Consider the following 26925-nt stretch of genomic DNA (forward strand, 5'->3'; position numbering starts at 1 on the left):
CAGGCGCAGAATCTGGAATTCGGCTTAAGGATGCACGATAAGTGACTGATGAATATCAATTTCATCGTGCTCGGCAAAATTTTTATAGCTCGACCCGTTTTTGAATTTATCGCGACAAGGCCCTGATAAAAAATGGAAATCATCTTCGGACTACTGCTTGGCCTGCTCGTCGGCGGCGCGGCGCTGTGGTCGATACAGAAATCGCGCGCCCAGACCGAATACCAACGCGGCCGCGGCGAAGGACTGGCCGACAACGCGGCGCTCGGCGCCCAGCTGAAAGCCTGCCAGATGCAGGTCGACGAGCTGAAAACCCGTGAACGCGAGCTCGCCGCCACTCTGGCCGAAGCACGCCAGCAGCTGACCGACAGCCAGCAGCGCATTGCCGGGTTCGCTACGAGAGCCCAGCGGGTGCCGGAGCTGGAGCAGGTACTGAGCGAGCGCGAGCGAACCATCGAGCAGTTGATGCGCGAACTGCGCAGCACCGCCAGCCAGCTGGCGGCACGCGAAGAGCAGGGGCGGCAGCTGGAGGCGCTGCAATTACAGGTCGTCAAGGAACGCGAACAGGCATCCCGGCTGGCTGAAGACATCACCCGGCTGACCGCGCGCGCGCAGGAGCTGGTCACCACGCTCGACAAGGAGCGTCAGCAGACGCGCGAGAAACTGGCGCTGCTCGACGAGGCCAAGGAAGCGCTGTCCAACCAGTTCAAGGCGCTGGCGAGCGAGATTCTCGAAGAGAAATCGCGCCGCTTCACCGAGCAGAACAAGGAAAACCTCGGCACGCTGCTGACCCCGCTGCACGAGCGCATCCAGAACTTCGGCAAGCTGGTGCAGGACACCTACGACAAGGATTCGAAAGAACGCCTGACATTGGAGCAGGAACTGCGCCGGCTGCAGGAACTCAACACCCGTCTCAACCACGACGCCGTGGCGCTGACCAACGCGCTGACCGGCGCCAACAGCAAGGCGCAGGGCACCTGGGGCGAGATGGTGCTGGAAAAGGTGCTGGAAACCTCCGGCCTGCACAAGGACCGCGAGTACCGCGTGCAGGTGTCCGATACCGTCGAGACCGAGGACGGCAGCAACCGCCGCTACCAGCCGGACGTGGTGATCGACCTGCCGGAAGGCAAGCAGCTGGTGGTCGACTCCAAGGTCTCGCTGAACGCCTACGTGCGCTACACCGCCGCCGGCGACGACGTGCTGCGCGAGGCCGAGCTGAAGGCGCACATCGCCGCCATCCGCTCCCACATCCGCACACTGTCCGAGAAGCGCTACCAGGATCTGTACAAACTCAACACGCTGGACTTCGTGTTCATGTTCGTGCCGGTCGAACCGGCCTATTTGCTGGCGGTGCAGCACGACATGAGCCTGTTCAACGAGGCGTTCGAGCGGCGGATCATGATCGTCGGCCCGAGCACGCTCTTGGCCACACTGCGCACCGTCGCCAGCATCTGGCGCTACGAATACCAGAACCAGAACGCGCAGGAAATCGCCCGGCAGAGCGGCGCGATGTACGACAAGTTCGTCGGCTTCGTCGACAGCATGGAAAAGCTCGGCAAGCAGCTCGACACCACCCGCGACACCTTCGGCGATGCGATGAAGAAGCTGCAGAGCGGCCGCGGCAATCTGATCACCAGCGCGGAGAAGCTGCGCAAGCTGGGCATCAAGTCCAACAAGCAGCTCGCCTCGCACCTGGCGCTGGAGTCCGGTGACGAAGACGAGGAGGAGTAAGAGCCCGTTTCATCAGGCGGCTGCGCCTTCACATCTTGAGTGCTGGCAGTGCGCGGAATCCTCATGCTACTTTGTGTACATTCCGGTTCCTGTGCGCTGGCGGCACTCAACCTGTCTTGGCTCACTCGCCAACTGAAACAGGCTTCAAGCCGGCGTCAGGCCCGCACCAGCCGGAAGCGCTCGCGAAACAGGAATCCCTGTACCAGATCGACCTCGAACTCGCGCGCCAGCTCGAGGTCTTGCTCCGTTTCCACCCCCTCCAGCACACACTGCTTGCCCAGCTCGCGCGCATAACCCAGCAGCGCCTTGAGCAGCCGCATCCCGGCCGGGTCACCACGTCGCCCCAGCCAGGAGCGGTCGAACTTGAAATAGTCGACCCCGCCCAGCAACGTCAGCGACAACATCGATTCCGGCCCACCGATATCGTCCAGCGCGAGACGAACGCCATGCGCCTTCAGTATTTCCGCCAATCGTTGACTCAGGTGTGCCTCTTGCACGCTGGAGTTCTCGATGATTTCCACCACCAGCCGTTGCGGCGACTCGAACAGCGCCAGCATCGGATGCCGGTACTCGTCGCTGACCGGCTGCATGAAGGCATCCGGGTCGACGTTCAGGAACAGCAGCCCACCTGGCGGCGCGGCAGCAATCTGAAAGCGCTTGGCTAACAGTTCGACCTGGAACAGCGTAAAGGGAGAGTGGTGCAGCGCGTCGAACACCCGCTGCGGAGGCAAGGCTACGCCATCGCGCCGATAGAACCGGGCCAGCGCCTCATGGCCCACCGTCTCACGTGAGACGGTATCGACCAGGACCTGATATTCGGTGCCAATGCGCTGGTTTTCTATCATATCCAGCAGGACATCGACAGGCAGACGGGCAGGATTGGGCTGACACGAAATCATATTGATAATCATTATTGATCTTCTTGCCGGCGATTTTATCGCGATTCATGGCAGAAATCTCGACAATCCTTGCCGCTATCCCGGCAGCACCCGGCTTTTCCTGCTTGAGAGCGGCGCGCCGGCGGCTATGGTTAAAACAACCGCCCAGCCCGACGAGGATGAAAGTTCGCCCCCCCCATGAGACAAGGACCGCTTCCCATGCCCGCCTCGCCGCCTCGTATCATGATGCAGCGCCTGAACCAGCGCCGCGACATGATCATCCAGGCCCGCCACCGTCTGGCGGTCCAGGATGACCCCGAGGCGCTGCATGACTTGCGCATAGGATTGCGCCAGTTGCGTAGTCTGTTGCGTGGGCTCTCGCGCCTGTCGGGCGGCAAGGCACTGCTCCCCTTGTCAGCCCGGCTCGGCGAACTGGCCAGTTCCGGCAACATCTGGCGCGACCGGGAAGTCCGCCTGGACCTGCTGACACAGGCCGCCCTGCAAGCGGATACCCAGCGGTTCGCGGCCTGGCGCCGGCGTGAAGCCAAGGCCGTGGCGGAAGGGCGCCACTCGGTACTGGAACTCAGCGCCGACATCGAGGCCCTGCTGAATGACATCATCTCGACGGCACAGCCGTCGTTCAAGGCCGGCGGTAAACGACTAGTGGCGACGCTGCGCCAAGCCCTGAAGCAGACCCGCACCCGCTACCGCCAAGCCCGAAAAGGCTGGAAGCGACAACCCGGCAGCGACGAGGCAGCACATCGCGTCAGGCTGCTGGCCAAACGACTGCGCTACCAATCCGAACTTTGGGGCGACTTGCTCGGGAAGCGCTGGGTTGCCCGCGGCCAGCGCGCCAAAGCCATGCAAAACCGGCTGGGCGAAGCGCGCGATCATGCCTTGCTACTGGAGAGCCTGGCCCGCGACAAAATTCCCGTCCCCAAGGCGGCATTGGCCTGGCTCAACGACTATCCGCACGGCAAATCGCCGTGAGCATGGCATTCATGGTCTAAATTTAAACTGTCGTCACGATCGATTGGACCCCTGCGATGATGAAGCTGTGGCAAATCATCGTCATGATGTGGCTCGGGCTGCTCCTGGGCGGATCAACTTTTGCCGCACCGCGACCTGTCATGGTCGTTCCTATTGCCGGGGCCATCGGACCCGCCAGTGCCGACCACATCAGCCGCAGTTTGGGCCGGGCGGAAAAAGAGGGCGCTCAACTGTTGATACTGCAGATGGACACCCCCGGTGGGCTCGACACGTCGATGCGGCAAATCATCAAGGCCATCCTCGCCTCACCGGTGCCGGTCGCCAGCTTCGTCGCCCCCAGCGGCGCGCGCGCCGCCAGCGCCGGCACCTATATCCTGTACGCCAGCCATATCGCCGCCATGGCTCCCGGCACCAATCTGGGAGCCGCCACGCCGGTGCAGATCGGCATTACCGGCCCGCAACCCGGGGAGGGTCAGGGCAAGGACGGGAAACCGGAGAGTAGCGCGCCGGCCAAAGAGCAGGGCGGCAGCCAGCAAGACACGCTGACCCGGAAACAGATCAACGATGCTGCCGCCTACATCCGCGGGCTAGCCCAGATGCGCGGACGGGACGTGGACTGGGCAGAGCGGGCGGTGCGCGAAGCGGTCAGCCTGTCCGCCAACGAGGCGTTGGCGAAAAATGTCATCGAACTGACGGCACGCGACATCCCCGACCTGCTGACCAAGCTGCACGGCAGAAAGGTCCGCATGGGATCGGGCGAGCAGGTGCTGCAGACTGCCGGGGCAGCCGTGGTCACCTTGCAGCCCGACTGGCGCAGCCGGTTTCTCGGCGTCATCGCCGATCCCAGTGTGGCCATGATCCTAATGGTTATCGGCATCTACGGACTGCTGTTCGAGTTCTCCAACCCAGGTTTTGTCTTGCCGGGCGTGGTCGGCGCCACCTGCCTGCTGTTGGGGCTCTATGCCCTGCAGATGCTGCCGGTCAACTACGCCGGGTTGGCGCTGATGCTGCTTGGTCTTGCCTGCATGGTGGCGGAGGTCTTCCTGCCCAGTTTCGGCGCCCTGGGCATCGGCGGCATCGTTGCCTTCGTCATTGGGGGGGTGATGCTGATCGATACCGAGCTGCCCGGTTTCGGCATACCCCTGTCTCTGATCATCACGCTTGCCGCCGCTTCGGGCCTATTCATTTTCTTCGTCTCCGGCATGGCACTGAAGGCGCGCCGGCGCCCGGTAGTCAGCGGCGAGACCGGGTTGATCGGCAGCACCGGGGAGATACTCGACGACCTGCAAGCAGAAGGCTGGGCATCCATTCGCGGCGAGAACTGGCGCGTGCAAAGTGCAATACCGCTCAAGCGCGGCCAACTCGTGCGGGTAACGGCCAGACAGGGGCTGATCATGCGTGTCGAACCGTGCAACGAGACCAATAAAGGAGCGTAGATATGGGATTCGGACTGGGAAGCGGTGGTGTCGTCGTCCTGATAGTGTTATTGATCGCCGCATCGTTTCGCATCCTGCGCGAATACGAACGCGGCGTGGTGTTCATGCTGGGCCGCTTCTGGAAGGTCAAGGGGCCCGGCCTGATCCTGATCATTCCCGGCGTGCAACAGATGGTCCGGGTGGACTTGCGCACGGTGGTGATGGACGTTCCGCCGCAGGACGTGATCACCCACGACAACGTGTCGGTGAAGGTGAATGCCGTGGTTTACTTCCGGGTCGTCGACCCGGAACGGGCGATCATCCAGGTGGCCAACTTCCTCGAGGCCACCAGCCAGCTGGCGCAGACCACGCTGCGCGCCGTGCTGGGGAAGCACGAGCTGGACGAATTGCTGGCCGAGCGCGAACGTCTCAACCTGGACATCCAGAAAGTGCTGGATATCCAGACCGACGCCTGGGGCATCAAGATTTCGAACGTCGAGATCAAGCATGTCGACCTGAACGAATCGATGATCCGTGCCATCGCCCGACAAGCCGAGGCCGAACGCGAGCGGCGCGCCAAGGTCATCCACGCCGAAGGCGAATTGCAGGCCTCGGAAAAGCTGCTGAGCGCCGCCCAGATGCTGGCACGGCAACCGCAGGCGATGCAGTTGCGTTACATGCAAACGCTCACTCAGATTGCCGGCGACAAGAGCTCGACCATCGTGTTTCCGTTGCCGATGGACATTCTGGCCAGCTTGGGAATCAAGTTCCCCGGGCAAGGTGGCGGCTGACCAGCCACCGAGGATGATACCGTGCGAGCGGCCTCTATCGCCAAGACGCTGGCGGCATTGCGCGTACAGCCCAACCTTGCGGACGAGGCGGCTCTCCGTCGCGAGTTTTCCTGGGACGCGGAACGGCGTGAGTTGGCTGGGCTGCCCGGCGGCGGCCTCAACATTGCGCATGAAACGGTGGACCGGCATGCCCAGAGCGAGCGGCGCGGCCACACGGCGCTGCGCTTGCTGGCAGCCGACGGCAGCCGCCGCGACGTCAGTTACGAGCAATTACGCCATCTGAGCAATCGCTTCGCCAACGTCCTGACGGGGCTTGGCATCGGGCGGGGAGATCGGCTGTTCGTTCTATGTGGACGGCGGCTGGAGCTCTATCTCGCGGTGCTGGGTGGCTTCAAAGTCGGCGCCGTGGTGTCGCCGCTATTCTCGGCATTCGGACCGGAACCGATCGCGACCCGGATCAGGCTGGGGCAGGGGAAGGTTCTGGTCACCACCGAGTCGCTGTTCCGGCGCAAGGTGGCGAGCGTGGTGGCGGACATGCCGTCGCTGCGCCACACCCTGCTGATCGGCGACGACGGTCACCCGACCGACGTCCCCGGCACACTCGACCTCGGCAGCCTGATGGCCAACGCAGCCGACGACTTCGACGTCCTCCCCACCAGCGCCGACGACCCGGCTCTGCTGCACTTCACCAGCGGCACCACCGGCACGCCGAAAGGCGCCCTGCATGTGCACGGTGCGGTGCTCACCCACTATGTCACCGGCAAGTACGCGCTCGACCTGCATCCGCAGGATATCTACTGGTGCACCGCTGACCCCGGCTGGGTCACCGGCACCTCCTACGGCATCATCGCGCCGCTGCTGCACGGCGTTACCAGCGTGGTCGATGCGGCGGAGTTCGACGCCGAGCACTGGTACCGCATTCTGCAAGACGAGCGCGTCAGCGTCTGGTACACCGCACCGACGGCGATCCGCCTGCTGATGAAGGCCGGACCGGAGCTGGCACACCGGTTCCGTTTCCCGGAACTGCGCTTTGTCGCCAGCGTCGGCGAGCCGCTCAACCCGGAGGCGGTGTGGTGGGGTGCCGATGTGCTCGGCCTGCCGATCCATGACAACTGGTGGCAGACCGAAACCGGCGGAATCATGATCGCCAACACCGTGGCGATGCCGATCAAGCCGGGCTCGATGGGCAAGCCGCTGCCGGGTGTCGAAGCCTGCATCGTGCGTCGCGACGCCGACGGTTCGGTAGCCGTGCTGCACGAGCCGGACACCGTCGGCGAATTGGCGCTCAAACGAGGGTGGCCTTCGATGTTTCGCGGCTACCTGGGGGAGGAGGAGCGTTACCGCAAGTGTTTTGCCGGCGACCTGTACCTGACCGGCGACCTGGCCCGATGCGATGCCGAAGGTTACTACTGGTTTGTCGGTCGCGTGGACGACGTGATCAAGTCGTCCGGCCACCTGATCGGTCCGTTCGAAGTGGAAAGCGCGCTGATGGAACACCCCGCGGTGGCCGAAGCCGCCGTCATCGGCATGCCGGACGAAACGGTGGGCGAGGTGGTCAAGGCCTTTGTCTCGCTCAAGCATGGCGTCGAGGCCTCCGACTCGCTGCGCGCCGAACTGCTCGGCCACGCTCGTAAACGCCTGGGTGCCGCCGTCGCCCCGAAGGACATTGCCTTTTCACCGGCGCTGCCGCGCACGCGCAGCGGCAAGATCATGCGCCGCCTGCTCAAGGCGCGGGAACTGGGCCTGCCCGAAGGCGACCTGTCCACACTGGAGGAGGGTGCATGAGCGAGCAGAACGCACCGGGTTCCGCCATGGCGCTTCCCCCTGGCCCCATCCCCACCACCCCCGTTCCTTTCGAATCATCACTGGCGCTGGGCCTGCTGAGCGACATGCTGCGCATCCGGCGACTGGAAGAGAAATCCGCCGAATTGTACGGCACCGGCAAGATTCGCGGCTTCCTGCACCTGTATATTGGCGAGGAGGCGGTTGCCGCCGGCGTCATGCGGGCGCTAAAGCCCGAAGACGCCGTGGTTGCCACCTACCGGGAGCATGGGCACGCCCTGTTGCGTGGCGTGACGATGCGCTCGATCATGGCCGAGATGTTCGGCAAGCAGGAGGGCTGCTCGCACGGACGCGGCGGCTCGATGCATCTGTTCGACGCCAAGACCCGTTTCTTTGGCGGCAATGCGATCGTCGCCGGTGGATTGCCGTTGTCCGTCGGCTTGGCGCTGGCTGACCGGCTGCAGGGCATTCGTCGCGTCACCGCCTGCTTCTTCGGAGAAGGCGCGGTGGCGGAAGGCGCATTCCACGAATCGATGAACCTGGCTGCGTTGTGGCAACTGCCGGTGCTGTTTTGCTGCGAGAACAACCTGTATGCGATGGGCACGGCGCTGAGGTGTTCCGAATCGCAGACCGACTTGCGTGCCAAGGCCGCAGGATACTGCGTGCCGGCCCAAGCGGTGGATGGCATGGATGTCGTGGCGGTGCATCAGGCCACGCTGGCAGCCGTGGCGGCAGTACGCACGGAGCAGCGTCCCTACTTTCTCGAGTTCCAGACCTATCGTTTCCGGGCCCATTCGATGTTCGACCCCGAACTGTACCGCGACAAGGCCGAGGTCGAGCGTTGGAAGGAACACGGTCCGATTCATACCTACACCGCTCGCCTGAAGGCGCAAGGGATGCTGACGGAAGAACAGTTCCAGGCACTCGATGCCCAGATCGCTGACGAGGTCGACAAGGCGGTGGAGTATGCCGAGAACGGTAGTTGGGAGCCGGTCGCCAACTTGCTGCGCGATGTGCATACCCCGGCAGGCGGGGGTTCCCCATGAGCCGCACCAGTTACCGCGAGGCCTTGCGGGAAGCCCTGCGTGAAGCCTTGCAGCGCGACCCGCACGTTTTCCTGATGGGGGAAGACGTCGGCAAATACGGCGGAACCTACGCCGTTACCAAGGGACTGCTGGCGGAGTTCGGCCCGGACCGCATCCGCGACACCCCTCTATCTGAGCTCGCCTTTGTCGGCGTGGGCATCGGCGCGGCATTAGGAGGCATGCGCCCCATCGTCGAGGTCATGACAGTCAACTTCAGCCTGCTGGCGCTGGACCAGATCGTGAACACCGCGGCCGCCTTGCGACACATGTCGGGCGGGCAATTCTCGGTCCCCCTGGTGGTCCGCATGTCCACCGGCGCCGGCCGGCAACTTGCCGCCCAGCACTCCCACAGCCTGGAAGGCTGGTACGCCCACATTCCCGGCATCAAGGTGCTGGCGCCGGCCACGCTGGAAGACGCCCGCGGCATGCTCTGGCCCGCGCTGCAGGACCCGGACCCGGTGATCCTGTTCGAGCATGGCCAGCTCTATAACCTGGAAGGCGAGTTGGCCGAGGGCGTCGAAGTGGATATCCGCTCGGCCCGCATTCGACGCGAAGGGCACGACGTCAGCCTGATCGCCTACGGCGGACAGCTCGGCAAGACGCTGGAGGCGGCGGAGCGACTAACTGCGGATGGCATCGATGCCGAAGTCATCGACCTGCGCGTGCTACGTCCGCTGGACGACGCAACACTGGTCGCGTCGGTCGGCAAGACGCACCGCGTGGTGATTGTCGACGAAGGCTGGAGGAGCGGCAGTCTGGCCGCCGAGGTAATGGCACGTCTGACCGAGCAGGCGTTCTATGAGCTGGATGCGCCACCCGCCCGCGTCTGCTGCGCCGAAGTACCCATCCCGTATGCCAAACATTTGGAAGACGCGGCGCTGCCGCAGGTGACGACAATCGTCGCCGCGGCGCGCGCCGTGTGTGGAAAATAGCACTGGAGATCAGCATGGACGACACCGCCCGCCAGAAGGTGCTGGAAGTGATGAATACCCACAATATCTGCACCCTCGCCACCGTTCGCGAGGACGGCTACCCCCAGGCGACCACGGTCGCCTACGTCAACGATGGGCTCACTATCTATCTGTGCTGCGACGTGCACGCCCAGAAGCTGCGCAACATCCGGCTCAACAACAAGGTCTCGCTCGCCATCGACCACGACTACGCCGACTGGCGCGAGATACGCGGGTTGTCGCTAGGCGGCATCGCGGAAGAAGTGCAAGACCCGGACGAGATCGAACAGGCCCTCGACCTGATGCAGGCCAAGTTCCCGGAAATCACCAGCATGGGGCCGGTGGAAACCATGGCGAGCGTCCTCGCGGTGATCAAGGTCACGCCCCAGGTCATCTCGCTGCTCGATTACCGCCAGGGATTCGGCTACACGGAATATCTGGAGGTCTAGCCCACGCTTGCGCCATGGGATGGGACGGAACGGCTCTATCGGGGCGGGCTCGCCATCATGCCCCGGCAACATGACGTGTTTCCCCCTGCGGGAAACATGAAACGGACCGCCATCGTCGATGCGCACCCGCCGAGAAGGAATGGCGATGATTGAATTCAGGCTTCCCGCTCTGGGCCCCGACATGGACGAAGGCACGCTGCTGGAGTGGAAGATTCAGCCCGGTGCAGCGCTGAAGCGGGGCGATATTGTCGCGGTGGTCGATACCGCCAAGGCGGCGGTGGACGTGGAAAGCTGGGTCGAGGGTACCGTGCATGAACTCCTGATCGGTGTTGGCGACAAGGTGCCGACCGGTACGCCGATCGCCCTGATCCGGGCGCCCGGCGAATCCGAGGAAACCGCCCGTCGCCCGGCCACCGAGCGGCGCCGTGTTTCGCCTGCGGCGCGCAAACGCGCAACCGAGCTGGGGGTCAACATCGCCGCCGTAGCCGGATCGGGACCAGAGGGGACGATTACCTTAGAGGACATCGAGGCGGCCGCCCAGCACGCCGCGGCGCCGGCACCGGACCGCGGTTCCGAAATGCGCCATGCGATTGCAGCGGCGATGAGCCGTTCCAAACGCGAGATCCCGCACTACTATCTGGCCGAGACCATCCCGATGCAGTTGGCGCTCAACTGGCTCGAACAACACAATGCCGAGCGCCCCGTGACCGAACGCCTGTTGCCGGCAGTGCTCCTGTTGAAGGCCGTTGCCCTCGCCACTCGGCGCTTTCCGGAAATGAATGGCCACTGGATCGACGGCGCCTTCCAGGCGGCCGCAGCGGCTCATGTCGGCGTGGCGATTTCATTGCGGCAGGGTGGACTGATCGCACCGGCGATCCATGATGTGGCTGCCAAATCACTGGACGTGCTGATGCACGAACTGACCGATTTGGTGAAGAGGACGCGAGCCGGCTCGCTGCGCAGTTCCGAGCTGGCCGATCCCACGTTGACCGTTACCAATCTGGGCGAGCAGGGCGTCGAGTCGGTATTTGGCGTGATCTATCCGCCACAGGTAGCGCTGATCGGGTTCGGGCGGGTGATGGAGCGACCGTGGGTGGAGCAGGGCACGCTGGTGGCGATGCCTACCGTCATTGCCAGCCTGTCAGGCGACCACCGCGCGAGCGACGGCCACCGCGGCGCACGGTTCCTGGCGGAAATCCGCGCGCTGCTGCAACAACCAGACGCACTGTGACGTACTACCGTTGAGCGGAGAGGCCATCATGGACCGAGCAAACCTTCGTGCCGCCGTCATCGATACACTGCGAGTCATTGCGCCGGAAGTGGAAGAGGGCGAATTGCGTGACGACCGCCCTCTGCGGGAGCAAGTCGACCTCGACTCGATGGATTGGCTCAATTTCATCATCGGCCTGCACGAACGGTTGGACGTCGACATTCCTGAGGCCGACTACCGGCAGTTGGCATCGCTGAACGCCGTGGTCGACTATCTGGCAGCCCGGCTTCAGGGCGCACCAAGCGAATAAGTATGCCATCGCCGATGGTCCCCCCCTCGATAGCGCCCATCCTCCTGGCGGCCATGCACGATGACCACTCCCGACCCTTCCTTTACCCCACCGCAACAGGCTGAACGCCTGTTGGCGGTAGTGCGCCAGCTTGAGCGTGAAATGCACCCGGCCCACCCCGAAGACGTCACGCTGGACAGTGCGCTGGAGCGCGACCTGGGCTTCGATAGCCTGGCTCGGGTCGAGTTGGTGCAGAGGGTGGGCAAGGCCTTCGGCGTGCACCTGCCGGACGATGCTCTAGCGCAGGCAGAAACGCCGCGCGACCTGCTGAACTTCCTCGGCCAGCCGGCCCATGCCGCACCCCAGCCCTTCGCCACACCACTGGGCGGTGCCAGCGCAGTCGCACCACCTCGCCAAGCGCACACCTTGCCCGAGGTACTGGCCTGGCATACAGAGCGCCAGCCGGAGCGAGTCCATGTGTTGCTGTATGGTGAACGGCAGGAAGTACAGCCCATCAGTTACCGTCAATTGTTCGAGGCGGGGAGGGCTGTTGCTGGTGGCCTGGCAGCACGCGGCCTGATGCCCGGCCAGACCATCACCCTGATGCTGCCAACCGGCCTCGGCTACCTGAAAAGCTTTATCGGCGTGTTGATGGCCGGCTGCGTGCCGGTGCCAATCTACCCGCCGGCACGGTTGGCGCAGATCGAAGAGCACCTGCGCCGCCATGCACGCATCCTGTCGAATGCCGGCACCTCCCTAATGATCACCGTGGAGGAGGCAAAACCGGTCGCACGGATACTGCGCACCAAGGTCAGCAGCCTCACGGCGGTGCTGACGCCAGAAGAACTGAGTGATGCCCCAGCGGCCACCATCTTCCCTGCGCAAGCTTCCGACTTAGCCTTGCTGCAATACACCTCTGGCAGTACCGGTGACCCGAAGGGCGTCACGCTCACCCACACCAACCTGCTCGCCAATATCCGCGCAATGGGCCAGATCATCGGCATCACGGCAGAGGACATCGGCGTATCCTGGCTGCCGCTTTACCACGACATGGGTTTGATTGGGGCCTGGCTCGGGTCGCTCTACCATGGCTTCCCTTTGGTGCTGATGTCGCCACTGGCCTTCCTCTCCCAGCCGGCGCGCTGGCTGCAGGCGATCTCGCGTCACCATGCAACATTGTCGGGCGCACCCAACTTCGCTTATGAGCTGTGCGTCCACAAGATCGACGACAGCGAACTGGAGGGGGTCGATCTGTCGAGCTGGCGTTTCGCCTTCAACGGTGCCGAGCCGGTCAGTCCAGCTACCCTGGACGGTTTTGTCGATCGCTTTGCGGCGCACGGCTTCAGACGGGAAGCCATGACACCCGTATACGGTTTGGCTGAGTCTTCGGTCGCGCTAGCGTTTCCACCGGTCGGCCGCGGGCCGCTCATCGATGTCATTGCGCAGGAGCCGTTCGCCACCGCGGGGATGGCAGTGGCCTCCGTCGATCAAGCCGACGTTCTGCGCATCCCTTCCTGCGGCCGGCCCTTGCCTGGCCATGAGATACGCATCGTGGGCGAAGACGGCAAGGAACTGCCGGAACGCAGGGTCGGGCGGCTCGAGTTCCGTGGCGTCTCGGTCACCCGCGGTTACTATCGGAACCCCGAGGCAACCGACTCGCTGTTCCACGATGACTGGCTGGACTCCGGCGACAACGCCTACATGGCCGATGGAGAGGTCTATCTGACAGGCCGGGTCAAGGATCTGATCATCCGTGGCGGACGCAACTTTTATCCGTACGATCTGGAGGAGGCGATCGGCAACCTGCCGGGCATCCGAAAAGGTCTCGTGGCGGCATTCGCCAGTCCCGACCTGACAAAAGGCACCGAGCGCCTGATCGTGCTTGCCGAAACCCGGACGCGAGACCCTGTTGTGCTGGAGACGCTCCGGCAGCACATCAGAAAAACCGCTACCGACGTGACGGGATCGCCGGTGGACGACATCGTGCTGGCCCCACCGCACACTGTGCTGAAGACATCCAGCGGCAAGATCCGGCGACTGGCCTGTCGGCAGGCTTATGAACGAGGCGAGTTGGGCGTGGCACAGCTCCCGTCGTGGCGGCACGCCCTGAAGCTATGGGCCGGGGCTGGGCTTGCGCGTCTTCATATCGCCTACAGGCAGTTTGCGGCGTGGTGCTATGGCGTTTACACGTGGATGATACTGTTGGCACTGATGTTGCCGGCAGGCGTGCTGACGATCGCCCTGCATCGGCCTGCGCTGGGACGACGCATCGTTCGTGCCGCGGCACGCGTCGGCCTGCACCTTATCGGCTTGCCGGTGACGACCGCCGGGCTCGAACGCTTGCCGGCACAGCCGCACGTGCTGCTGATCAACCATGCCAGTTACCTGGACGTGCTGCTGCTGACCGCCTTGCTACCTGCCACGCCCGGCTACACCTTCACCGCCAAGCGTGAACTGCAGTCCCGGCCAGTGCTCAGAGCCTTGCTGACCAGCCTGGGTACCTGCTTCATCGAGCGCTTCGATGTTCGCCAAAGCAGGGAAGGCGTCGACGCGATGGTCGAAGCGTTGCGGGCAGGTGAAAACCTGCTGGTGTTTCCGGAGGGTACCTTCACTCGTGAGGCGGGGCTGCGGCCATTTCACTTGGGCGGATTCATCGCCGCCGCCGTGGCCAACGTACCGGTGGTCGTCGCGGCCCTGCGCGGTACCCGTATCGTGCTGCGCGATGGCACGTGGCTGCCGCGACGCGGTCCGGTCGACTTCGTGGTTGGCCCGAGCCTGATGCCACGCGGAGTGGGGTGGCCGGCGGCGATGGCGTTGAGCCAGGAAATACGACGCATCATGCTGCCGCTCTGCGGTGAGCACGATGCATCGCCATGACATGATATGTCGACTTCAAACACATCGAATCGTGCGGCCGGTCTCAGACAAGAAAAGCTTTGCTGTCAGTCACTCCGCTCGACGCTCCGTCGGGCTGGCCCCGCAGACATCCCGGATCGCCTCCGCCAACCAGCGCTCCAGCGATATCGCATTGCTGGGATGCGCTATCGTATTGCAACTCACCACCCGGGCCGCGCCACTGGAAGTCAGCCTCGCCACCGCATCCTCGGCGAAAACGGCATGCACTGCGATGCACACCGCCGGCTTGGCCCCCATCTGTTGCAAATGGCGCAAGGTCTCGGCCATGGTATGGGCCGTCGAAACGATATCATCCACCAGTACCGGAGTACGCCCGAGAAGTTGCGCCATCTCGGGCCGCGACACCTCCACCTGGTGATCACCATGCCGGATCTTGTCAAGCACGGCGTATGGCACCTTGGCCAAGGAGGCGACTTCCGCGACCCACTGCTCGCTTTCGGAATCGGGTCCGATCAGGATCGGTGCCGGCACGTTGGCGGCCACCCATTCCGCCATGGCCGGAGCGGCATGCACCACACGGGTAGGGCAGTCGTACACCTGATCCAGAGCGGTGATGCGGTGTAGATGGGGATCGACGGTGACCAGCCAGTCGAGATGGGATGACAACAGCTTGGCAAAATAGCGCGCCGTCACCCCCTCGCCAGGAGCGAAGCGGGCATCCTGTCGCATGTAAGCCAGGTAGGGCGCCAGCAGCCCGACTTCGACCGCGCCATAGTCACGCACCAGCGACGCGGCAAACAGCAAGGGGAGCAGCTTGGCGTCCGGGCGGTCCAACGTTGCCGCCAGCACCACCCGAGCCCCCTCCACCTTGCTCAACAGGCGCAGGTGGGTTTCGCCATCGGGGAAAACGCGCACGGCCAACTCGCCCCGCTCCGCCGGCCTCGGCAAAGCGGGTTGCTTCAGCAACGCGTCGGCCAACGCCTCATTGCCGGGCAAGGGTAGAACGACCGTATTCATGGTTCGTTTATCACCACAATCTCGGGGTGCGTTTCCAGATAGCCGAGGGCATACTCCAGTTCGCCGGGCGTCTCGGCATGGACGGTGAACAACGGCATGCCTGGCTCGACGACGCTGCCGACCCTGACATGCAGGTCCAAGCCGGCGGCAGGAGCGCGGGGAGCGCCTGCCAACTTGGCAGCCCGGCTGACCAGACGGTTATCGACAGCGCCGACCAGGCCAGAGACAGCCGCGCAGACCGGATGGGTGTAAGGCGCAACCGGAGGCTGGCGCAGCCCCCCTTGGGCGTTGGCGATGGCAAGAAACTTATGCCATGCCCGACCGGAATCCAGCAACTGCCGGGCCAGGACAGTGCCGGTACCGTCTGCCGCCTTGCCGCAAAACTCCAGCAAACCACCGGCCAGCATCAGTGCACGTTCACGCAAATCTTCCGGAGCCGTGGGTTCATTTCGCAATACTGTCAACAAATCGCGGGCCTCCAAGGCCGGCCCGACGCCCCGGCCAACCGGTTGGCTGCCGTCGGTGAACACAATACGGACATCCAGGCCCACGCCCTTGGCCACATGCTTCATCAAGGTTTCCAGCAAGGCGGCCGCTTGCGGCGAACGAACCTTGGCCGTGCGTCCGACCGGGATATCGATCAGGACATGACTCGAACCGGCTGCCGCTTTCTTTGAAAGCACGGAGGCGACCAGCTGGCCTTCGCTATCGAGGTCCATCGGCCGTTCCACACGAATCAGGATATCGTCCGCAGGGCTCAGGTTGACCGCGCCACCCCAGACAATGCAGCCTCCCTCTTGCTCGACGACCCGACGGATTGTAAGCAAGTCCAAATCCACCGGCGCCAAGGTTTCCATCGTGTCGGCGGTTCCCGCCGGAGAGGTGATGGCTCGGGAAGAGGTCTTGGGCATGATAAGCCCCGCAGCCGTGGCGATCGCCACCACGATGGGCGTGGTGCGATTGCCAGGCAAGCCTCCGACGCAGTGTTTGTCCGCAATCGGGGCACTCCCCCAGTCCAGACGTTGGCCCGCATTCACCATGGCACGGGTCAATGCCACGGTTTCTTCCACATCCAACCGTCCGCCGGCGCAAGCAGCGACAAAAGCCGCCAGATAGATGTTGGGATAACGCCCCTTCGCCACGTCGTTGATGATGCACTGGATTTGCGACTCGTCCAGACGGTTCCCATAGATTTTGCGCCGTAGCGCCACCAGGGATTCCAGTGGCGGCATCGGCAGCACCCGAATGGTTTCACCTTCGCGCCCGCCCAGCTGATTCCACGCCGCCGAAGACAGGCCCGCCTCGTGCGGCGCGAGAATCGACGAATCGACCACGTTCAACGTCGCCACGATCTCTACGCCGTTGCGGGTCACCCGCACGCGCGATTGCGCTTCAAAGCCTTCGGAGCGGCAGACCTCGCAATCGCGCCTCATATAGATCACCGCCTCCTGATAGGTATCGATTCCGAGCCACTTCAAGTGCAATTCATGACCAGCGCCCACCGTCGTTCTCCTTGTAATGCAACGCTATCGCGGAAGTCCGGCACCGAGACATCCAAGACCGCCCGCCAGCTGTCACTTCTACTTTAGCCTCCCCTGAAGGAATTCGGCTGGCATTCCTTCTCGGCGCTCGTGTCAGCCTGCTGACGACGCGGAGGAGGGCGGCGAAGCAGAACAGCCCCCCTTGCAGCCCATGTCTCAACCCTGATGCCAAATAAAGCGGTTGAGAATTTCCGTACCAGCACGTCCAGCTATCTACAGCAATGTGCCGATCAAACCCGCGCGACGTTCGAACAATTGGTTGACAATCTGGTTGAGGTCACCAATCTGGATGCGCGCCATCACGACTTGGTGATTGTCGGCCAAGCCAATCGGCCAGCAGTGCGAGCGCATCCAGTCCGCCGAAGTGCGTCGCGATGAGAGCCTGGAAACACGGGCGCTGCACTTCGTGAAGCAGTACTACGGGTTGATGACTGAGTTGATCGGGCACCACGAGCACGGTGACTGGTCGATGCTGGGCGATCTGGTGCAGCGTCTGAAGCGCGAGCTAGACGCGGGCCAGAAGCCGACGTGGACCATTAGATCGTGCGGGCCGAAGACGAGACGTACCAGCAGTTGCAGCAGCGCTGCGAGGCCGAGTTGGCCGTGGCCGACGCGCCTTCTCAAGTTCGCATAATCTATATTATGTCAAATATTGCGTCAGATTCGGAGACGCTTGGCCGCCCTGCTTGGCATGTTGCATGCTAGCCCCTTTATGCGACATGGATAGACCCCGTTTCCCCTACGCGACGTTCAAACACGACCCGGCCGAATTGGTCCGGGTCGTTTTGTTTCCAGGTGAAGCCGATCAGGTGTGCAAGGAACTCGGCTGCACCCTCGCGCAGCTGCGCCGCTGGCAGACCGGCGCGGAGGCCGTTCCCCGGCCCGTGTTCGCGTTTCTGCGGCTGTGGCGGCGTCGGACCCTCGGGCCACAGTACGGCGCGTGGCGGGACGCCTACGTCGACGAGGACGGCACCACGCTACGCCATGCCTCCGGCGTCGGCGTCCGCATCGAGGACGTAACCAAGCTGGCGGAGTACCGCCGGCTGTCCGCCCTCTGTACTCAGCAGGCCGAGACCATCGAGCGGCTGATGGTGGAGCGCAACTTCTACCGCAACCAGTGCACGCGAGAGGCAACCTTCGGACTGATGCTGAACCGGATATTCCGCACTCCCTAACGGGAGGCGGAAAGTCGGTCTCTGACGGGTCAAGAGTCTCAATATGAGACTATAGACGGGTATTACCAGTAACCCGTCTAGGCCTGCGGCCCGAAACCACCCCACAACACCCCCTCCGTTGCGCTGCGCGCCGGAGGGTAGACCGTGGGGCTCCGCCCCACACCCCGAGCTCGCCGCTAGGCAGCCGGGCAGGCGTTAAAACCCCGCCTGCCCAGCAGCCGAAAGCATGGGTCACTACAAAGGCATCAAGGGCACGAATCCTCGCCCGGTCCACCGCGCAAGCGCGGCGGCTGCGGCCTCTGGTTCGACCCTTGACCCCTTTTCCGTTCCAAAAGCAAAGGGCGGCACGCTGGCCGCCCTCCTCTCAGGTCGTTGCGTAGATCTAAATCACAACAGATCCACAACCCGATACGTCGGCTGATTCCTGTTTTCGTCCAATGCCTGATCACGTCGATACGTGACCCACCAGCGATACGAGTCGAGCACGAAACGGCGGTTGAAACGGCGAGCCATCCTCTGACGAACCATGTAGCGCTGGAAAACGGACTCGATCAGCCGATTGCCCAGGCGAAACAACAGCCACATCAGGTAAGGCAACATCGAGATCAAGGCCATCCACTGAAAGAACAGCTCCAGGTCGGCGCGGGTGATGACGTAGGTTTCCATTACGAGTTGTCCTCCTTGGATGATTTCATGCCCCCGAAGGGCTGATAGGCCGGAGCCTGTTTAGAGGCCTCAAGCTGGGCGATCTGCGGGCCGCTGCCGGGCTGCTGATCAACCGGCTTGGCCTGAGCCACAACTGGCCCCGCGTACTGCGGCGCGGCCTTGTACGGGTTGTGCCGGCCGTTGGCGACGATGTCGCGGCAGGTCGGTTCGTCGACGGTCCTGATCAACGTGCCTTGCCCGCTGTAGCAGCTGCACCGGGTTGTGCTAGCAACGCAGGCGTCAGGCCATTCCATGTCTTTGACCTGGCGCTGGCTGTCGAAGATGGGAGCGGTCTCAGGACGGTTCAGGACGACCGGCTGAAAGTCGAGTGGGCGAACGCCGATCGGTGCCTGTACCGGTGCCGCGCCACCCTGCCCGCCCGCCCCCGCGCCCGGCTGCGCCGGTCTCGGGTCCGAGCTGGCGGTGGCCGCGGGCCTGTCCGGCGTCGTACGGCGTTTGACGCTCCCGTAGACGTACCAGCCAGCAATGGACGCAAGCAGCAGACAAACCACGAAAACGATCAACGGCTTCGGGATGGAGTACTTTTGCTTGATGTGCAGGCTCGACGACTTGTACAAGTCGAAGACCTGTTTCGGGAGCTTGTACTTGCGCTTGGCCGCAATATCACGTTCGGTCTTGCTCTCAGCGTCGACCGCCTTCGGCCACTCATAGAGCTTGCGGCCGAAGAAGTTCGATTCGATGTGCAGGTGTTTGCCGGCCAGCGCCCGAACGTTGGCGTCCAGGAGAGTGGTCTTTTGCGTGATCAGCCAGAAATCGACCCCGGTATGGCGATGGGTCTCGAACGCGGCCACATAGTCCGGAACCTTGGAGCTTGTGTTGCGAGGGCGGTAAACGTTCTGCGCCTCATCAATGACGATGATCGACCCCGGTGGGAAGGTGAAAACAGGCTTCAGCAAGGACGGGTCTTCCTCGGCCGGCACCAACTTGGTCCACTCCGCCACCGGAGGCACCAATTGATGATCGAGCTTGAGTTCAGGAATACCCATGGTGAAGATCGGGCGATTGCCTTCCAGCTCCTTCAGCAGCTTGACCGCCAGCGCGGTCTTGCCCGCCCCGGGCGTACCAGTGATCACGGTAATCATGTCGTCAACACCCCGATGCGTTTCGTGACCACCAAACCAATGCGATAGGCCACCGCCCCGGAAAGAATGCCAAGGGCCTGCCCTGCCCCAGCCAGACCGAGCAGCGCAGCAACTGAGGGGATGATGCCGTTGAGGTTGTTCTGAATAAGCGTATTGATCGCACCAAGGGCCGTACTCAGACCGGCATACGTAATAACGCCCAAGCCAATCGAGGCGAGCACCTGCTTGGCGGCGGGGGCGACCAGCGCAAACAACGCGGAAGCAAAGTTAGCCATCTTGTTTCATCCCAAACATGAGGTAGAGCGCCGCCAGACCGGCAAAGGCGATGACAATCGGTCGAATGCCTGTGGCGAAATCACATGACGGCTGCCATGTCATAGCGACCGTGGCGAAATGAAGATGCAATTGCTGAGGGGCCGGGCACGTCGACGGCAGGCTGAACGGCGACCAGCTGAACGTCGGGTTGATCTGCTGCTGGCCGATCTCGGGACCGCTGGGGGCATCGCCCCAATCCGAGCAGCCGATGCTGTTCGGCTTCTTGTCGCAGTCGGTTTTCTGTTCCTGCTGGGCGGTGCTGTTCTTGTAGGTCTGGTTGGTCTCGGTCTTGGTCGTTACCGAGTTGTCGGTGTTGTAGATATTGGTCGTCTTGGTCTGAATGACGGATTCCTTAACCGGAGCCGGGTCTTCGGCAGGACGTTCGCCCAGGTCGATTTCCCACTTCAGCATTTCCTGTAGCTGGTAAGTCTCAGTCGAGCCGTCGGCATTCTGTTTGGTGCCGGTACCCACCAGCTTTTGCGGAGAGAGTGCGTCGGCGAGCTGCTGGATTTTGTTGGTGGCGTCCTGTAGCTCGATGTTGCGCTGAGCCAGCTCGCGCAGAACGTCGGCAGGCTGGGCATTCACGACCCCCTCAGCCTGTTGAAGAAAATCGGCATCGGTCGCCGGTTTCGGACTGGACGGATTGATGTCATTTTCCCTGTAAACGTAAAAAGAGCCGCCGCCGACCCACGTAATGCGATGCGCCGTAGCACTATCAATCGTCTTGATCCAACAACCAGTTTTACCGTAATACGTGCAACCATAGGCCATGGCTTCATCATGAGTACCGTAAAAAATTGGATTACTCATGAAGCGCCACGTGCCAGAGTATTGCTCAGCAACGGCAGGTTTCATCCATTGTTCGTTTGACCACTCCCAGCCCTGTTGAAGCAGCCACTGCGCCAGCACGGAGCCGGCTAATCCGACCGGTGACACGGACATGCCTACCCGAGCGGCATTGACCACGCCGGACTTGGGTATCTTGGACAAGACGTTGACGGCCACCTGAGCCGCCGTACCGGTGGCCGCATCGCCCATCGCCTGTGACCACGAGCGGTTGACCTCGACGGTCGGGCCATTGACCGTGGCAGTAGCGCCAGCCCCCGCCGTCGCATTGCCTTGGGGAACGCGGTTCAGATTGCCGCCGCTGTGGCTGTAGCCATCGTTGACGGTCCAGCCCGCCGAGGCGTAGCCGGTCAGCAGCGTGGCAACGAAGCCGAGCAGGAAGAAAGCGAAGTTGCGGAGGTGGCGGTTCATCGCGTCAGCACCAGAGCGGCAAGCACCACCGAGGCGAAGCCGGCGAGGAAATAGGGATCGATCACAGCGCCCTCCTAACGAGTTTGGCCGCGAAGGCAGCGAACATCACAGCAGCAACCAGCCAGCCAAGTGCCATGCCATCCAAAGTGCGGTCGAGGTTGGAACAGTCAGGAAAAGAAGAGACAGCCGTGGTGGACGACTGGAGGACCATCGAACCGCTCGCGGAGTCGTAGCGGTTCAGTTTCCAGACACCACCGTCGAGCTGGTATTGCGTGACGGTGGACCCGGAAACGGCAGGCGGTACGCCACCGAAGTAGACCGCTTCCGCCTCCGACTGCGATTCGTAGCAGGCTACCCCGACAGCGTACCCCATGGCTTAAGCCGCCTTGCGCATGTACTTGAACGCGGCAATGCCGATGATGACCACCAGCACAGCGCCGCCGATTACGGCAGCATCGGTGCCGGCATCGTTCAGCGCGGTGGTCACGGCAGCCGGAACAGCGGCCATGGCGGAGCCAGCAACAGCCAGGGTGGAACCGGCAACGGCAACGAGCTTGGTTTTCATGGATTTGAACATGGTGATACTCCTTCAGGGTTATGCGCCGTAGCGCGGGGAAATCGGTTAGGCCGCTTGCTGGGCAGCTTGCTCGGCCTTCTGCACCGCTTGCAGGCTGAGCTTGCGCTGGTGGTCCCAGTACCACGCCGGGGCGTCCACCAGCGGGGTGATCTCGACCACCTTGATGACGGTGGAAAACTTGTGCAGCGTCGGCAGCGGTTCGCTGATGTCCAGGCCGTAGTCGCGCAGGCTCTTGGCGTGGCGGAAGAAGGTGGCGCGGGACATGAGGGCGCGGACGTTCTCGCCGCGCAGGAAGGCGGCGGCGGTGACGCGCACCGGGGCCGGGAGGTCCTCCAGCTGGAAGCGGGTGACGTCGGCCTTGGTGCGGGCCAGCAGCGGGTCGACCTCACCCGCGAAGAGGTTGACGAGCTTGGTCATGGTGATGTCTCCGAGGAAACGCAGTGAGTTGTCACGCAACATGAGGCGGGAGGCTTCGAGTTCGAGCCGGACGATGCCTTGCTGATTACAGAACTGATAAACGGGGTCGGATTCAATTTCGGAACGTGGGCGCCCGTGACGGTGCACGAGCATTTCAGGGGCCTTCAGGTAGGCCTTGAGGTACTTCCGGCCTCCCTTGGTGCCCCATACGACGGTGGTCTCCCCTGCCCGGCCGCGCTTGACCTTGGAGAGCGATTGCGTGGCGAGCCAGTCAATCATGGCTTGGGCGTTGGCCGCCGAGCCGGTGGCGTAGTTGCGCGTCAGGTGCAGGGTGGAGACGCTGGCACCGGTCCATTCGGTGATCTGGCCGGTCTTGATGTCGTAGTCAGACGGGTCTTGCTTTGCCACCTCTTCACCGGCGGTAAAAGGGGGCAAACCAAGCTCAGCCAGAATGCGGTTGATGCGGTCGAGGGTGGCGTCGAAGTCCAGGTTGAACAGGTTGTCGGGGCGACCGAAGCGGCCCACGTTGCCTTCGAACTCGACGCGTCGACCATCGCAACGGACGATGTACAGGGAGTCGAAGGAGCCCTCGAAGTGGCGGCGGCTGACGCTGATGTACTCGGGTTTCAGCGTGCCGTCCTCGAACTCCTCGAACTCGCCAGCTTCGTTGCGGGCGTATTTGCAGACCCAGCCGCTATCGACCATCGGCAGCTTTTCGAACTCGTTGGTGTCGAGGTCGAAGCGCAGCTGGTGCGACTGGCTGATGCGGATGAAGTCGACAAATACGCCTTGCATCAATGAACCCCTGCGGCCTTGTCGAGCTTGTAGGGGATGGCGACCTTGTAGTCCTGCACGTAGCCCTCGAGGCCCTTGCCGAACTTGTCCAGGCGCTGGCCGAGCACGAGCTCGACTTCGCAGGGGTACGGCAGGGTCAGGAACTTGGCGACGGCGGTTTCGTCGATCGGCAATTCGCTGATCTGGAAGCCAGCGGCCATCTTGTTGAAGGCCTCCGAGGAAACGTTCTCTTCAGGGCGCAGGACACGAACGAAGTGCATCTCGAACGGCTTGCCGGTTTTCTTGGCTTTGCCGTTCATCTTCACGACGGCGATGGCGGGGACTCTCATGACGGGGACCTTTCAGTAATGGACGAAGTCGGGACACCAACACCATCGAGGGTGAGAACGTAGGAGCCCACAACAGGGGAAAAAAACAGAAAGCACTGATGGCCGTGCCTCTGGAAAATCTGCTGGTAAGAACGGCGATAACGCGGCAACTGGAAAGACATGCCCGAAGCGGGGATGGCAAAGATGAGCTTGATCATGGCCGGGCTCACTCGGAATCCAAGGAATCATGACGAGCCATCAGGGCGTCACGCTTCGAGACAAAGGACGCGATAGACGAAACGAAGGCATCAGCGGGAACGTCCGTGTCTGTGCCATTGACAGAACGACCCAAACAGCGAGCCATCGCCGAAAGTTCATCATCCATCCGGCAAATTTTCTCGAAGAGAAGATGACCAAGCTCATGGCGGTTAGGGCCATAGGCGGAAGCATCGAACGGAACACGCGGGGACTTACAGCTGCTAACGTCGGTGGACATGCTGGCCTCCTGCTAAAATTGAAGAAACATCGATGTTCTCAAGTGAGAACAAACTAATGATATGTTCCCACTTGAGAACACGCAAGGAGAAAAAATGCTCACGTCACGGGATTACCTAGAAAAGGCACTGGCCAAGCTGGGAGATATAAGCGACCTGAAGAAAGCCGAGCTGCTCAAAGTAGGCAGATCGAGCCTGAGCCAGTATCGAAGTGGCGAGCGCATCATGGATGACTTCGCCTGCATCATGGTGGCCACCGAGCTGGGGATTGACCCGCTAGCGGTGATCTATGCCGCCAACTATGAGCGCGAAAGGAACGTCGAGAGGAAAAGCGCGTGGGAGGATTTTCGGAAAAAGCTCGGCGTGATGGGAGTGGCCGGGCTGCTGGTGATGGGGATGGCGGGAACTCCCCCCAAGGCTGAGGCGATTGTTTTAAACAAATCAATTACTTCAGTTGATAGCAAATCTATATTATGTCAAATTACGTCGCCAGATTCGCAGGCGCTTGGCGGCCCTGTTTGGCATATTGCATCCTAATGCTTTTATGCTGCATGGATAGACAGAGACTACCCTACGCCAAATTCAAGCACGACCCGGACAAGCTTCTCCGGGTCGTTTTGTTTCCGGGCGACCCCGCCGAGGTCTGCAAGGAACTGGGCTGCACGCTCGCACAGCTACGGCGCTGGCAGACCGGCGCCGAGGCCGTTCCCCGGTGTCAAGCGACACGAGGATTTGACCCCCTGGCGACATCTGGAATTGACCCCCAGGGTTAATCAACTAGTTGATGTAATCGGTTCGGCCGCCGCCTTCTGCAGCAGGCCGCTCCGTCGCTTGTCGCGTAGCCGGTAACTATCTCCCCGGATCGTGACCACCTGGCTGTGATGCAGCAGCCGATCCAGGATGGCCGTTGCCACCACTGCGTCACCAAACACTTGGCCCCATTCCCCCACCGGGCGGTTGCTGGTGATCAGTAGGCTTGCCCGCTCATAGCGCCGCGAGACCAGCTGGAAGAACAGGTGCGCTGCCGCCGGCTCCAGCGGCAGGTAGCCCAATTCATCGACGATCAGCAGCTTGGGTTTCGATAGCTGCAACAGCTTCTCCTCCAAGCGCCCATCGGCATGCGCCTTCGTCAGTCCAGCCATCAGAGACGCAGCAGAACTGAACAGCACCGTGTAACCCCGTTCTACCGCCTCACGCCCGAGTGCTACCGCCAAATGCGTCTTGCCGACTCCGGGCGGTCCCAGCAGCAACAACGCTTGACCGTGGCCAATCCAGCGCCCGGTGGCCAAATCCCGGACCTGGCCGGGATCAATCGACGGCTGCGCATCGAAGTCGAAGCCCTCCAGCGTGCGTACACAGGGGAATCGAGCCAGCTTCATCCCCATCTGGATGCGTCGCGTATCGCGCCGGGCCACCTCTCGCTCGGCCAGGAGCAGCAGCGCTTCGCGCAGTGTCATTTGGGCACGGCTCGCTTCGTCCAGCAGGCTATCCAGCTGATCCCGGATCGCCGTCAAGTGCAGCCGGGTCAACAGTTCTTCCAGTCGGTCGGGTTCGATCATCACCAGCCCCCTCCGACCAATTCCTCATACTCTGCCAGCGGGCGCAGCAAAGCGCCGCCGTGTGGCGGGACCGGCTCGGATAGCGGCGGCACGACCCCAAGCAGATGGGCGCGGTCAATTTGCCGTCCGCGACTGCCGGCCAACTCGGCGTGATGCGCTACTTCCTGGCCGGCGTAATGGACCGTCACCGTGCCTGCTCGTACAACGACCGTGACCATCTCGCCGATCAGCCGCCAGGGCACGCTGTAGGCATTAGTATCGAGCTCGACACAGCCTTCGGCATTGACGCGACGGATCAGCTCCCGCACTTGCAGGAACGGCACTATGCCGGCAACAGGACGCAGATGCGGACGTTCGCCGTCGAACCGCTCCTTGGGCGCCATGCCGGTCGTCCCGTGGATGCGGGTATCGGCCACCTCCCGCTGCCAGCGGGTCAAGTGAGCCTCCAATGCGGCCCAGCTCTCGAATGTGTAACCGGCGATAGCATTCTTCTTCACATAGCCAACGCCGTTCTCGGTCTTGCCCTTGGTGCGCGCACGGAACGGCGCGCAGGCCTTCACGCGCACATCCCAATGCCGGCAGAACGCCTCGAAGCGGCTATTGAAGCGGACCTGCCGGGTCTGCATGTCGTGCTCGACCACGAGGGCCTTGGCGTTATCGATCAGCAGAGTCTGCACCCGTCCACCGAAGTGCTCGAACGCCGCTTCGATACCGCCAAACCAAGCACTCTGCCGTTCGTGACGGAATGGGCAAACAAAGCCACGGCGCGAGTAGCCAAGCGTCGCCACGAACAGGTACACACGCACCAGTTCGCCACCGATCTGGATGCGCACTTGGCCGAAGTCGATCTGCATCTGCTCGCCAGGAGCAGTCTCGAACCGGATCGTCGCTCGCCGGCTGGCTTCAAGCTCCTGCCGATATGGCCGGCAGGCGCGTTCAACGGTGCGCAGGCTGGTGGCAATACCGTGTTCCTTAGCCAGCAGCTGACGCACCACGTCGCAGTTGCCCTTGTGCGTTAGAAACTGCTCACGTAGCCAGGCCTCGTGCCCGGTGAGCACGCCGCTGCGTTGCGGCTGCTGGTATGGCACCGGGCCGCCGGCACGCAAATAGTGCCGCACGGTATTTCGGGCGATTCCCAGCGTCTTGGCAATCCGCTTCGCCCCCCAGCCGGATTGCCCCAGTCGAACGATTGCCGTTACTGCTTCCGGCTCCAACATCTCCCGTACTCCACAAACCTCA

General features: G+C 62.7%; 30 protein-coding genes. 15 read left to right on the top strand and 15 right to left on the bottom strand.

Features of this window, described 5'->3' with window-relative positions; translation table 11 throughout:
- The first annotated feature begins 132 nt into the window (after positions 1 to 132).
- Complete coding sequence (gene rmuC / locus PSEMAI1_RS0110135; RefSeq protein ID WP_024302765.1) at positions 133 to 1728, top strand: DNA recombination protein RmuC; 1596 nt, start codon at positions 133 to 135, stop codon at positions 1726 to 1728.
- A gap of 155 nt (positions 1729 to 1883) precedes the next feature.
- Here rmuC and PSEMAI1_RS0110140 read toward each other — a convergent pair whose 3' ends face one another.
- Positions 1884 to 2639, bottom strand: a complete 756-nt coding sequence (locus tag PSEMAI1_RS0110140; protein WP_232219884.1) for an EAL domain-containing protein — start codon at positions 2637 to 2639, stop codon at positions 1884 to 1886.
- Here PSEMAI1_RS0110140 and PSEMAI1_RS21755 point away from each other — a divergent pair.
- The 11 genes from PSEMAI1_RS21755 (at position 2629) to PSEMAI1_RS0110190 (ending at position 14444) form a co-directional block, all read left to right on the top strand.
- Entirely contained in the window at positions 2629 to 2808 is a 180-nt protein-coding gene (locus PSEMAI1_RS21755) for a hypothetical protein (protein WP_156943115.1), read from the top strand. The genes PSEMAI1_RS0110140 and PSEMAI1_RS21755 overlap by 11 nt on opposite strands.
- 17 nt (positions 2809 to 2825) lie before the next feature.
- Entirely contained in the window at positions 2826 to 3596 is a 771-nt protein-coding gene (locus PSEMAI1_RS0110145) for a CHAD domain-containing protein (RefSeq protein ID WP_024302767.1), read from the top strand.
- Between the two features lie 56 nt (positions 3597 to 3652).
- Complete coding sequence (locus PSEMAI1_RS0110150) at positions 3653 to 5032, top strand: nodulation protein NfeD (protein ID WP_024302768.1); 1380 nt, start codon at positions 3653 to 3655, stop codon at positions 5030 to 5032.
- 2 nt (positions 5033 to 5034) lie between these two features.
- Complete coding sequence (locus PSEMAI1_RS0110155) at positions 5035 to 5802, top strand: slipin family protein (RefSeq protein WP_024302769.1); 768 nt, start codon at positions 5035 to 5037, stop codon at positions 5800 to 5802.
- A gap of 21 nt (positions 5803 to 5823) precedes the next feature.
- A complete protein-coding gene (gene acsA, locus PSEMAI1_RS0110160; RefSeq protein ID WP_024302770.1) occupies positions 5824 to 7587 on the top strand; it encodes an acetate--CoA ligase in 1764 nt (587 codons plus the stop codon).
- On the top strand, positions 7584 to 8630 hold the full coding sequence (gene pdhA / locus PSEMAI1_RS0110165) for a pyruvate dehydrogenase (acetyl-transferring) E1 component subunit alpha (RefSeq protein WP_024302771.1): 1047 nt from the start codon (positions 7584 to 7586) through the stop codon (positions 8628 to 8630). Before acsA ends, pdhA begins: the two co-directional genes overlap by 4 nt.
- Entirely contained in the window at positions 8627 to 9601 is a 975-nt protein-coding gene (locus tag PSEMAI1_RS0110170; protein WP_024302772.1) for an alpha-ketoacid dehydrogenase subunit beta, read from the top strand. Before pdhA ends, PSEMAI1_RS0110170 begins: the two co-directional genes overlap by 4 nt.
- Positions 9602 to 9615: 14 nt before the next feature.
- Positions 9616 to 10068 carry a pyridoxamine 5'-phosphate oxidase family protein gene (locus tag PSEMAI1_RS0110175; RefSeq protein WP_024302773.1) on the top strand — a complete coding sequence of 151 codons (453 nt, stop codon included), beginning with the start codon at positions 9616 to 9618 and terminating at the stop codon, positions 10066 to 10068.
- A 139-nt stretch (positions 10069 to 10207) separates the two neighbouring features.
- Positions 10208 to 11299, top strand: a complete 1092-nt coding sequence (locus tag PSEMAI1_RS0110180; RefSeq protein WP_232219885.1) for a dihydrolipoamide acetyltransferase family protein — start codon at positions 10208 to 10210, stop codon at positions 11297 to 11299.
- Positions 11300 to 11327: 28 nt separating this feature from the next.
- Complete coding sequence (locus tag PSEMAI1_RS0110185) at positions 11328 to 11588, top strand: acyl carrier protein (protein WP_024302775.1); 261 nt, start codon at positions 11328 to 11330, stop codon at positions 11586 to 11588.
- 60 nt (positions 11589 to 11648) lie between these two features.
- A complete protein-coding gene (locus PSEMAI1_RS0110190; protein WP_029770619.1) occupies positions 11649 to 14444 on the top strand; it encodes an AMP-binding protein in 2796 nt (931 codons plus the stop codon).
- Positions 14445 to 14513: 69 nt separating this feature from the next.
- Here the strand turns inward: PSEMAI1_RS0110190 and PSEMAI1_RS0110195 are convergent, their stop codons facing one another.
- Complete coding sequence (locus tag PSEMAI1_RS0110195; RefSeq protein ID WP_024302777.1) at positions 14514 to 15440, bottom strand: ribose-phosphate pyrophosphokinase; 927 nt, start codon at positions 15438 to 15440, stop codon at positions 14514 to 14516.
- Positions 15437 to 16918, bottom strand: coding sequence for a thymidine phosphorylase family protein (locus PSEMAI1_RS0110200; RefSeq protein WP_232219886.1), 1482 nt, complete (start codon positions 16916 to 16918; stop codon positions 15437 to 15439). Before PSEMAI1_RS0110200 ends, PSEMAI1_RS0110195 begins: the two co-directional genes overlap by 4 nt.
- A 376-nt stretch (positions 16919 to 17294) precedes the next feature.
- Here PSEMAI1_RS0110200 and PSEMAI1_RS0110210 point away from each other — a divergent pair, with 376 nt between their 5' ends.
- Complete coding sequence (locus PSEMAI1_RS0110210; RefSeq protein ID WP_156943116.1) at positions 17295 to 17615, top strand: hypothetical protein; 321 nt, start codon at positions 17295 to 17297, stop codon at positions 17613 to 17615.
- Positions 17616 to 17700: 85 nt separating this feature from the next.
- Positions 17701 to 18156 (top strand): hypothetical protein, encoded by a 456-nt coding sequence (locus tag PSEMAI1_RS0110215; protein ID WP_156943117.1) that lies wholly within the window; start codon positions 17701 to 17703, stop codon positions 18154 to 18156.
- 387 nt (positions 18157 to 18543) lie between these two features.
- On the opposite strand, the gene PSEMAI1_RS0110220 is transcribed toward PSEMAI1_RS0110215, so the two are convergent.
- The 10 genes from PSEMAI1_RS0110220 to PSEMAI1_RS0110265 all read right to left on the bottom strand — a co-directional run bounded on the left by PSEMAI1_RS0110220 (position 18544) and on the right by PSEMAI1_RS0110265 (position 24129).
- On the bottom strand, positions 18544 to 18822 hold the full coding sequence (locus tag PSEMAI1_RS0110220; protein ID WP_024302781.1) for a hypothetical protein: 279 nt from the start codon (positions 18820 to 18822) through the stop codon (positions 18544 to 18546).
- On the bottom strand, positions 18822 to 19964 hold the full coding sequence (locus PSEMAI1_RS0110225; RefSeq protein ID WP_024302782.1) for a zonular occludens toxin family protein: 1143 nt from the start codon (positions 19962 to 19964) through the stop codon (positions 18822 to 18824). Before PSEMAI1_RS0110225 ends, PSEMAI1_RS0110220 begins: the two co-directional genes overlap by 1 nt.
- Complete coding sequence (locus PSEMAI1_RS0110230) at positions 19961 to 20239, bottom strand: DUF2523 family protein (protein ID WP_024302783.1); 279 nt, start codon at positions 20237 to 20239, stop codon at positions 19961 to 19963. Before PSEMAI1_RS0110230 ends, PSEMAI1_RS0110225 begins: the two co-directional genes overlap by 4 nt.
- Positions 20232 to 21536: a virulence factor TspB C-terminal domain-related protein gene (locus PSEMAI1_RS0110235; RefSeq protein WP_024302784.1), complete on the bottom strand. Its 1305-nt coding sequence runs from the start codon at positions 21534 to 21536 to the stop codon at positions 20232 to 20234. The genes PSEMAI1_RS0110230 and PSEMAI1_RS0110235 overlap by 8 nt, the downstream gene beginning before the upstream one ends.
- A 61-nt stretch (positions 21537 to 21597) precedes the next feature.
- Positions 21598 to 21909, bottom strand: coding sequence for a hypothetical protein (locus PSEMAI1_RS0110240; protein WP_024302785.1), 312 nt, complete (start codon positions 21907 to 21909; stop codon positions 21598 to 21600).
- A 3-nt stretch (positions 21910 to 21912) separates the two neighbouring features.
- The gene (locus tag PSEMAI1_RS0110245; RefSeq protein ID WP_024302786.1) at positions 21913 to 22113 is read right to left on the bottom strand and encodes a major capsid protein; all 201 of its coding nucleotides are present in this window, start codon (positions 22111 to 22113) and stop codon (positions 21913 to 21915) included.
- A 45-nt stretch (positions 22114 to 22158) separates the two neighbouring features.
- Entirely contained in the window at positions 22159 to 23325 is a 1167-nt protein-coding gene (locus PSEMAI1_RS0110250) for a phage/plasmid replication protein (protein WP_024302787.1), read from the bottom strand.
- Positions 23325 to 23654 carry a hypothetical protein gene (locus PSEMAI1_RS0110255; protein WP_024302788.1) on the bottom strand — a complete coding sequence of 110 codons (330 nt, stop codon included), beginning with the start codon at positions 23652 to 23654 and terminating at the stop codon, positions 23325 to 23327. Before PSEMAI1_RS0110255 ends, PSEMAI1_RS0110250 begins: the two co-directional genes overlap by 1 nt.
- Positions 23651 to 23851, bottom strand: coding sequence for a hypothetical protein (locus PSEMAI1_RS0110260; protein ID WP_156943118.1), 201 nt, complete (start codon positions 23849 to 23851; stop codon positions 23651 to 23653). The genes PSEMAI1_RS0110255 and PSEMAI1_RS0110260 overlap by 4 nt, the downstream gene beginning before the upstream one ends.
- A gap of 8 nt (positions 23852 to 23859) precedes the next feature.
- Positions 23860 to 24129: a hypothetical protein gene (locus tag PSEMAI1_RS0110265; protein ID WP_024302790.1), complete on the bottom strand. Its 270-nt coding sequence runs from the start codon at positions 24127 to 24129 to the stop codon at positions 23860 to 23862.
- Between the two features lie 94 nt (positions 24130 to 24223).
- Here PSEMAI1_RS0110265 and PSEMAI1_RS0110270 point away from each other — a divergent pair, with 94 nt between their 5' ends.
- Positions 24224 to 24664: a hypothetical protein gene (locus tag PSEMAI1_RS0110270; RefSeq protein ID WP_024302791.1), complete on the top strand. Its 441-nt coding sequence runs from the start codon at positions 24224 to 24226 to the stop codon at positions 24662 to 24664.
- Positions 24665 to 24900: 236 nt separating this feature from the next.
- Here PSEMAI1_RS0110270 and istB read toward each other — a convergent pair whose 3' ends face one another.
- Complete coding sequence (istB, locus tag PSEMAI1_RS0110280; RefSeq protein WP_024302793.1) at positions 24901 to 25686, bottom strand: IS21-like element helper ATPase IstB; 786 nt, start codon at positions 25684 to 25686, stop codon at positions 24901 to 24903.
- Complete coding sequence (gene istA / locus PSEMAI1_RS0110285; protein WP_029770442.1) at positions 25686 to 26903, bottom strand: IS21 family transposase; 1218 nt, start codon at positions 26901 to 26903, stop codon at positions 25686 to 25688. Before istA ends, istB begins: the two co-directional genes overlap by 1 nt.
- Positions 26904 to 26925: the final 22 nt, after the last annotated feature.

The sequence above is a fragment of the Pseudogulbenkiania sp. MAI-1 genome (assembly GCF_000527175.1).
GTDB lineage: Bacteria > Pseudomonadota > Gammaproteobacteria > Burkholderiales > Chromobacteriaceae > Pseudogulbenkiania.

What these genes read in the sequence shown, in the direction of transcription:
- PSEMAI1_RS0110170 (WP_024302772.1), top strand. Translation starts at nt 8,627, where the DNA reads ATGAGCCGCACCAGTTACCGCGAGGCCTTGCGGGAAGCCCTGCGTGAA.
- pdhA (WP_024302771.1), top strand. Translation starts at nt 7,584, where the DNA reads ATGAGCGAGCAGAACGCACCGGGTTCCGCCATGGCGCTTCCCCCTGGC.
- istA (WP_029770442.1), bottom strand. Translation starts at nt 26,903, where the DNA reads ATGTTGGAGCCGGAAGCAGTAACGGCAATCGTTCGACTGGGGCAATCC.
- PSEMAI1_RS0110245 (WP_024302786.1), bottom strand. Translation starts at nt 22,113, where the DNA reads ATGTTCAAATCCATGAAAACCAAGCTCGTTGCCGTTGCCGGTTCCACC.
- PSEMAI1_RS0110190 (WP_029770619.1), top strand. Translation starts at nt 11,649, where the DNA reads ATGACCACTCCCGACCCTTCCTTTACCCCACCGCAACAGGCTGAACGC.
- PSEMAI1_RS0110225 (WP_024302782.1), bottom strand. Translation starts at nt 19,964, where the DNA reads ATGATTACCGTGATCACTGGTACGCCCGGGGCGGGCAAGACCGCGCTG.
- PSEMAI1_RS0110265 (WP_024302790.1), bottom strand. Translation starts at nt 24,129, where the DNA reads ATGTCCACCGACGTTAGCAGCTGTAAGTCCCCGCGTGTTCCGTTCGAT.
- PSEMAI1_RS0110150 (WP_024302768.1), top strand. Translation starts at nt 3,653, where the DNA reads ATGATGAAGCTGTGGCAAATCATCGTCATGATGTGGCTCGGGCTGCTC.
- PSEMAI1_RS0110220 (WP_024302781.1), bottom strand. Translation starts at nt 18,822, where the DNA reads ATGGAAACCTACGTCATCACCCGCGCCGACCTGGAGCTGTTCTTTCAG.
- PSEMAI1_RS0110260 (WP_156943118.1), bottom strand. Translation starts at nt 23,851, where the DNA reads ATGATCAAGCTCATCTTTGCCATCCCCGCTTCGGGCATGTCTTTCCAG.
- PSEMAI1_RS0110255 (WP_024302788.1), bottom strand. Translation starts at nt 23,654, where the DNA reads ATGAGAGTCCCCGCCATCGCCGTCGTGAAGATGAACGGCAAAGCCAAG.
- PSEMAI1_RS0110140 (WP_232219884.1), bottom strand. Translation starts at nt 2,639, where the DNA reads ATGATTATCAATATGATTTCGTGTCAGCCCAATCCTGCCCGTCTGCCT.
- PSEMAI1_RS0110180 (WP_232219885.1), top strand. Translation starts at nt 10,208, where the DNA reads ATGGCGATGATTGAATTCAGGCTTCCCGCTCTGGGCCCCGACATGGAC.
- PSEMAI1_RS0110185 (WP_024302775.1), top strand. Translation starts at nt 11,328, where the DNA reads ATGGACCGAGCAAACCTTCGTGCCGCCGTCATCGATACACTGCGAGTC.
- PSEMAI1_RS0110240 (WP_024302785.1), bottom strand. Translation starts at nt 21,909, where the DNA reads ATGGGGTACGCTGTCGGGGTAGCCTGCTACGAATCGCAGTCGGAGGCG.
- PSEMAI1_RS0110215 (WP_156943117.1), top strand. Translation starts at nt 17,701, where the DNA reads ATGGATAGACCCCGTTTCCCCTACGCGACGTTCAAACACGACCCGGCC.
- PSEMAI1_RS0110155 (WP_024302769.1), top strand. Translation starts at nt 5,035, where the DNA reads ATGGGATTCGGACTGGGAAGCGGTGGTGTCGTCGTCCTGATAGTGTTA.
- PSEMAI1_RS0110250 (WP_024302787.1), bottom strand. Translation starts at nt 23,325, where the DNA reads ATGCAAGGCGTATTTGTCGACTTCATCCGCATCAGCCAGTCGCACCAG.
- PSEMAI1_RS0110230 (WP_024302783.1), bottom strand. Translation starts at nt 20,239, where the DNA reads ATGGCTAACTTTGCTTCCGCGTTGTTTGCGCTGGTCGCCCCCGCCGCC.
- PSEMAI1_RS0110175 (WP_024302773.1), top strand. Translation starts at nt 9,616, where the DNA reads ATGGACGACACCGCCCGCCAGAAGGTGCTGGAAGTGATGAATACCCAC.
- PSEMAI1_RS0110270 (WP_024302791.1), top strand. Translation starts at nt 24,224, where the DNA reads ATGCTCACGTCACGGGATTACCTAGAAAAGGCACTGGCCAAGCTGGGA.
- PSEMAI1_RS0110195 (WP_024302777.1), bottom strand. Translation starts at nt 15,440, where the DNA reads ATGAATACGGTCGTTCTACCCTTGCCCGGCAATGAGGCGTTGGCCGAC.
- rmuC (WP_024302765.1), top strand. Translation starts at nt 133, where the DNA reads ATGGAAATCATCTTCGGACTACTGCTTGGCCTGCTCGTCGGCGGCGCG.
- PSEMAI1_RS0110145 (WP_024302767.1), top strand. Translation starts at nt 2,826, where the DNA reads ATGCCCGCCTCGCCGCCTCGTATCATGATGCAGCGCCTGAACCAGCGC.
- PSEMAI1_RS0110235 (WP_024302784.1), bottom strand. Translation starts at nt 21,536, where the DNA reads ATGAACCGCCACCTCCGCAACTTCGCTTTCTTCCTGCTCGGCTTCGTT.
- istB (WP_024302793.1), bottom strand. Translation starts at nt 25,686, where the DNA reads ATGATCGAACCCGACCGACTGGAAGAACTGTTGACCCGGCTGCACTTG.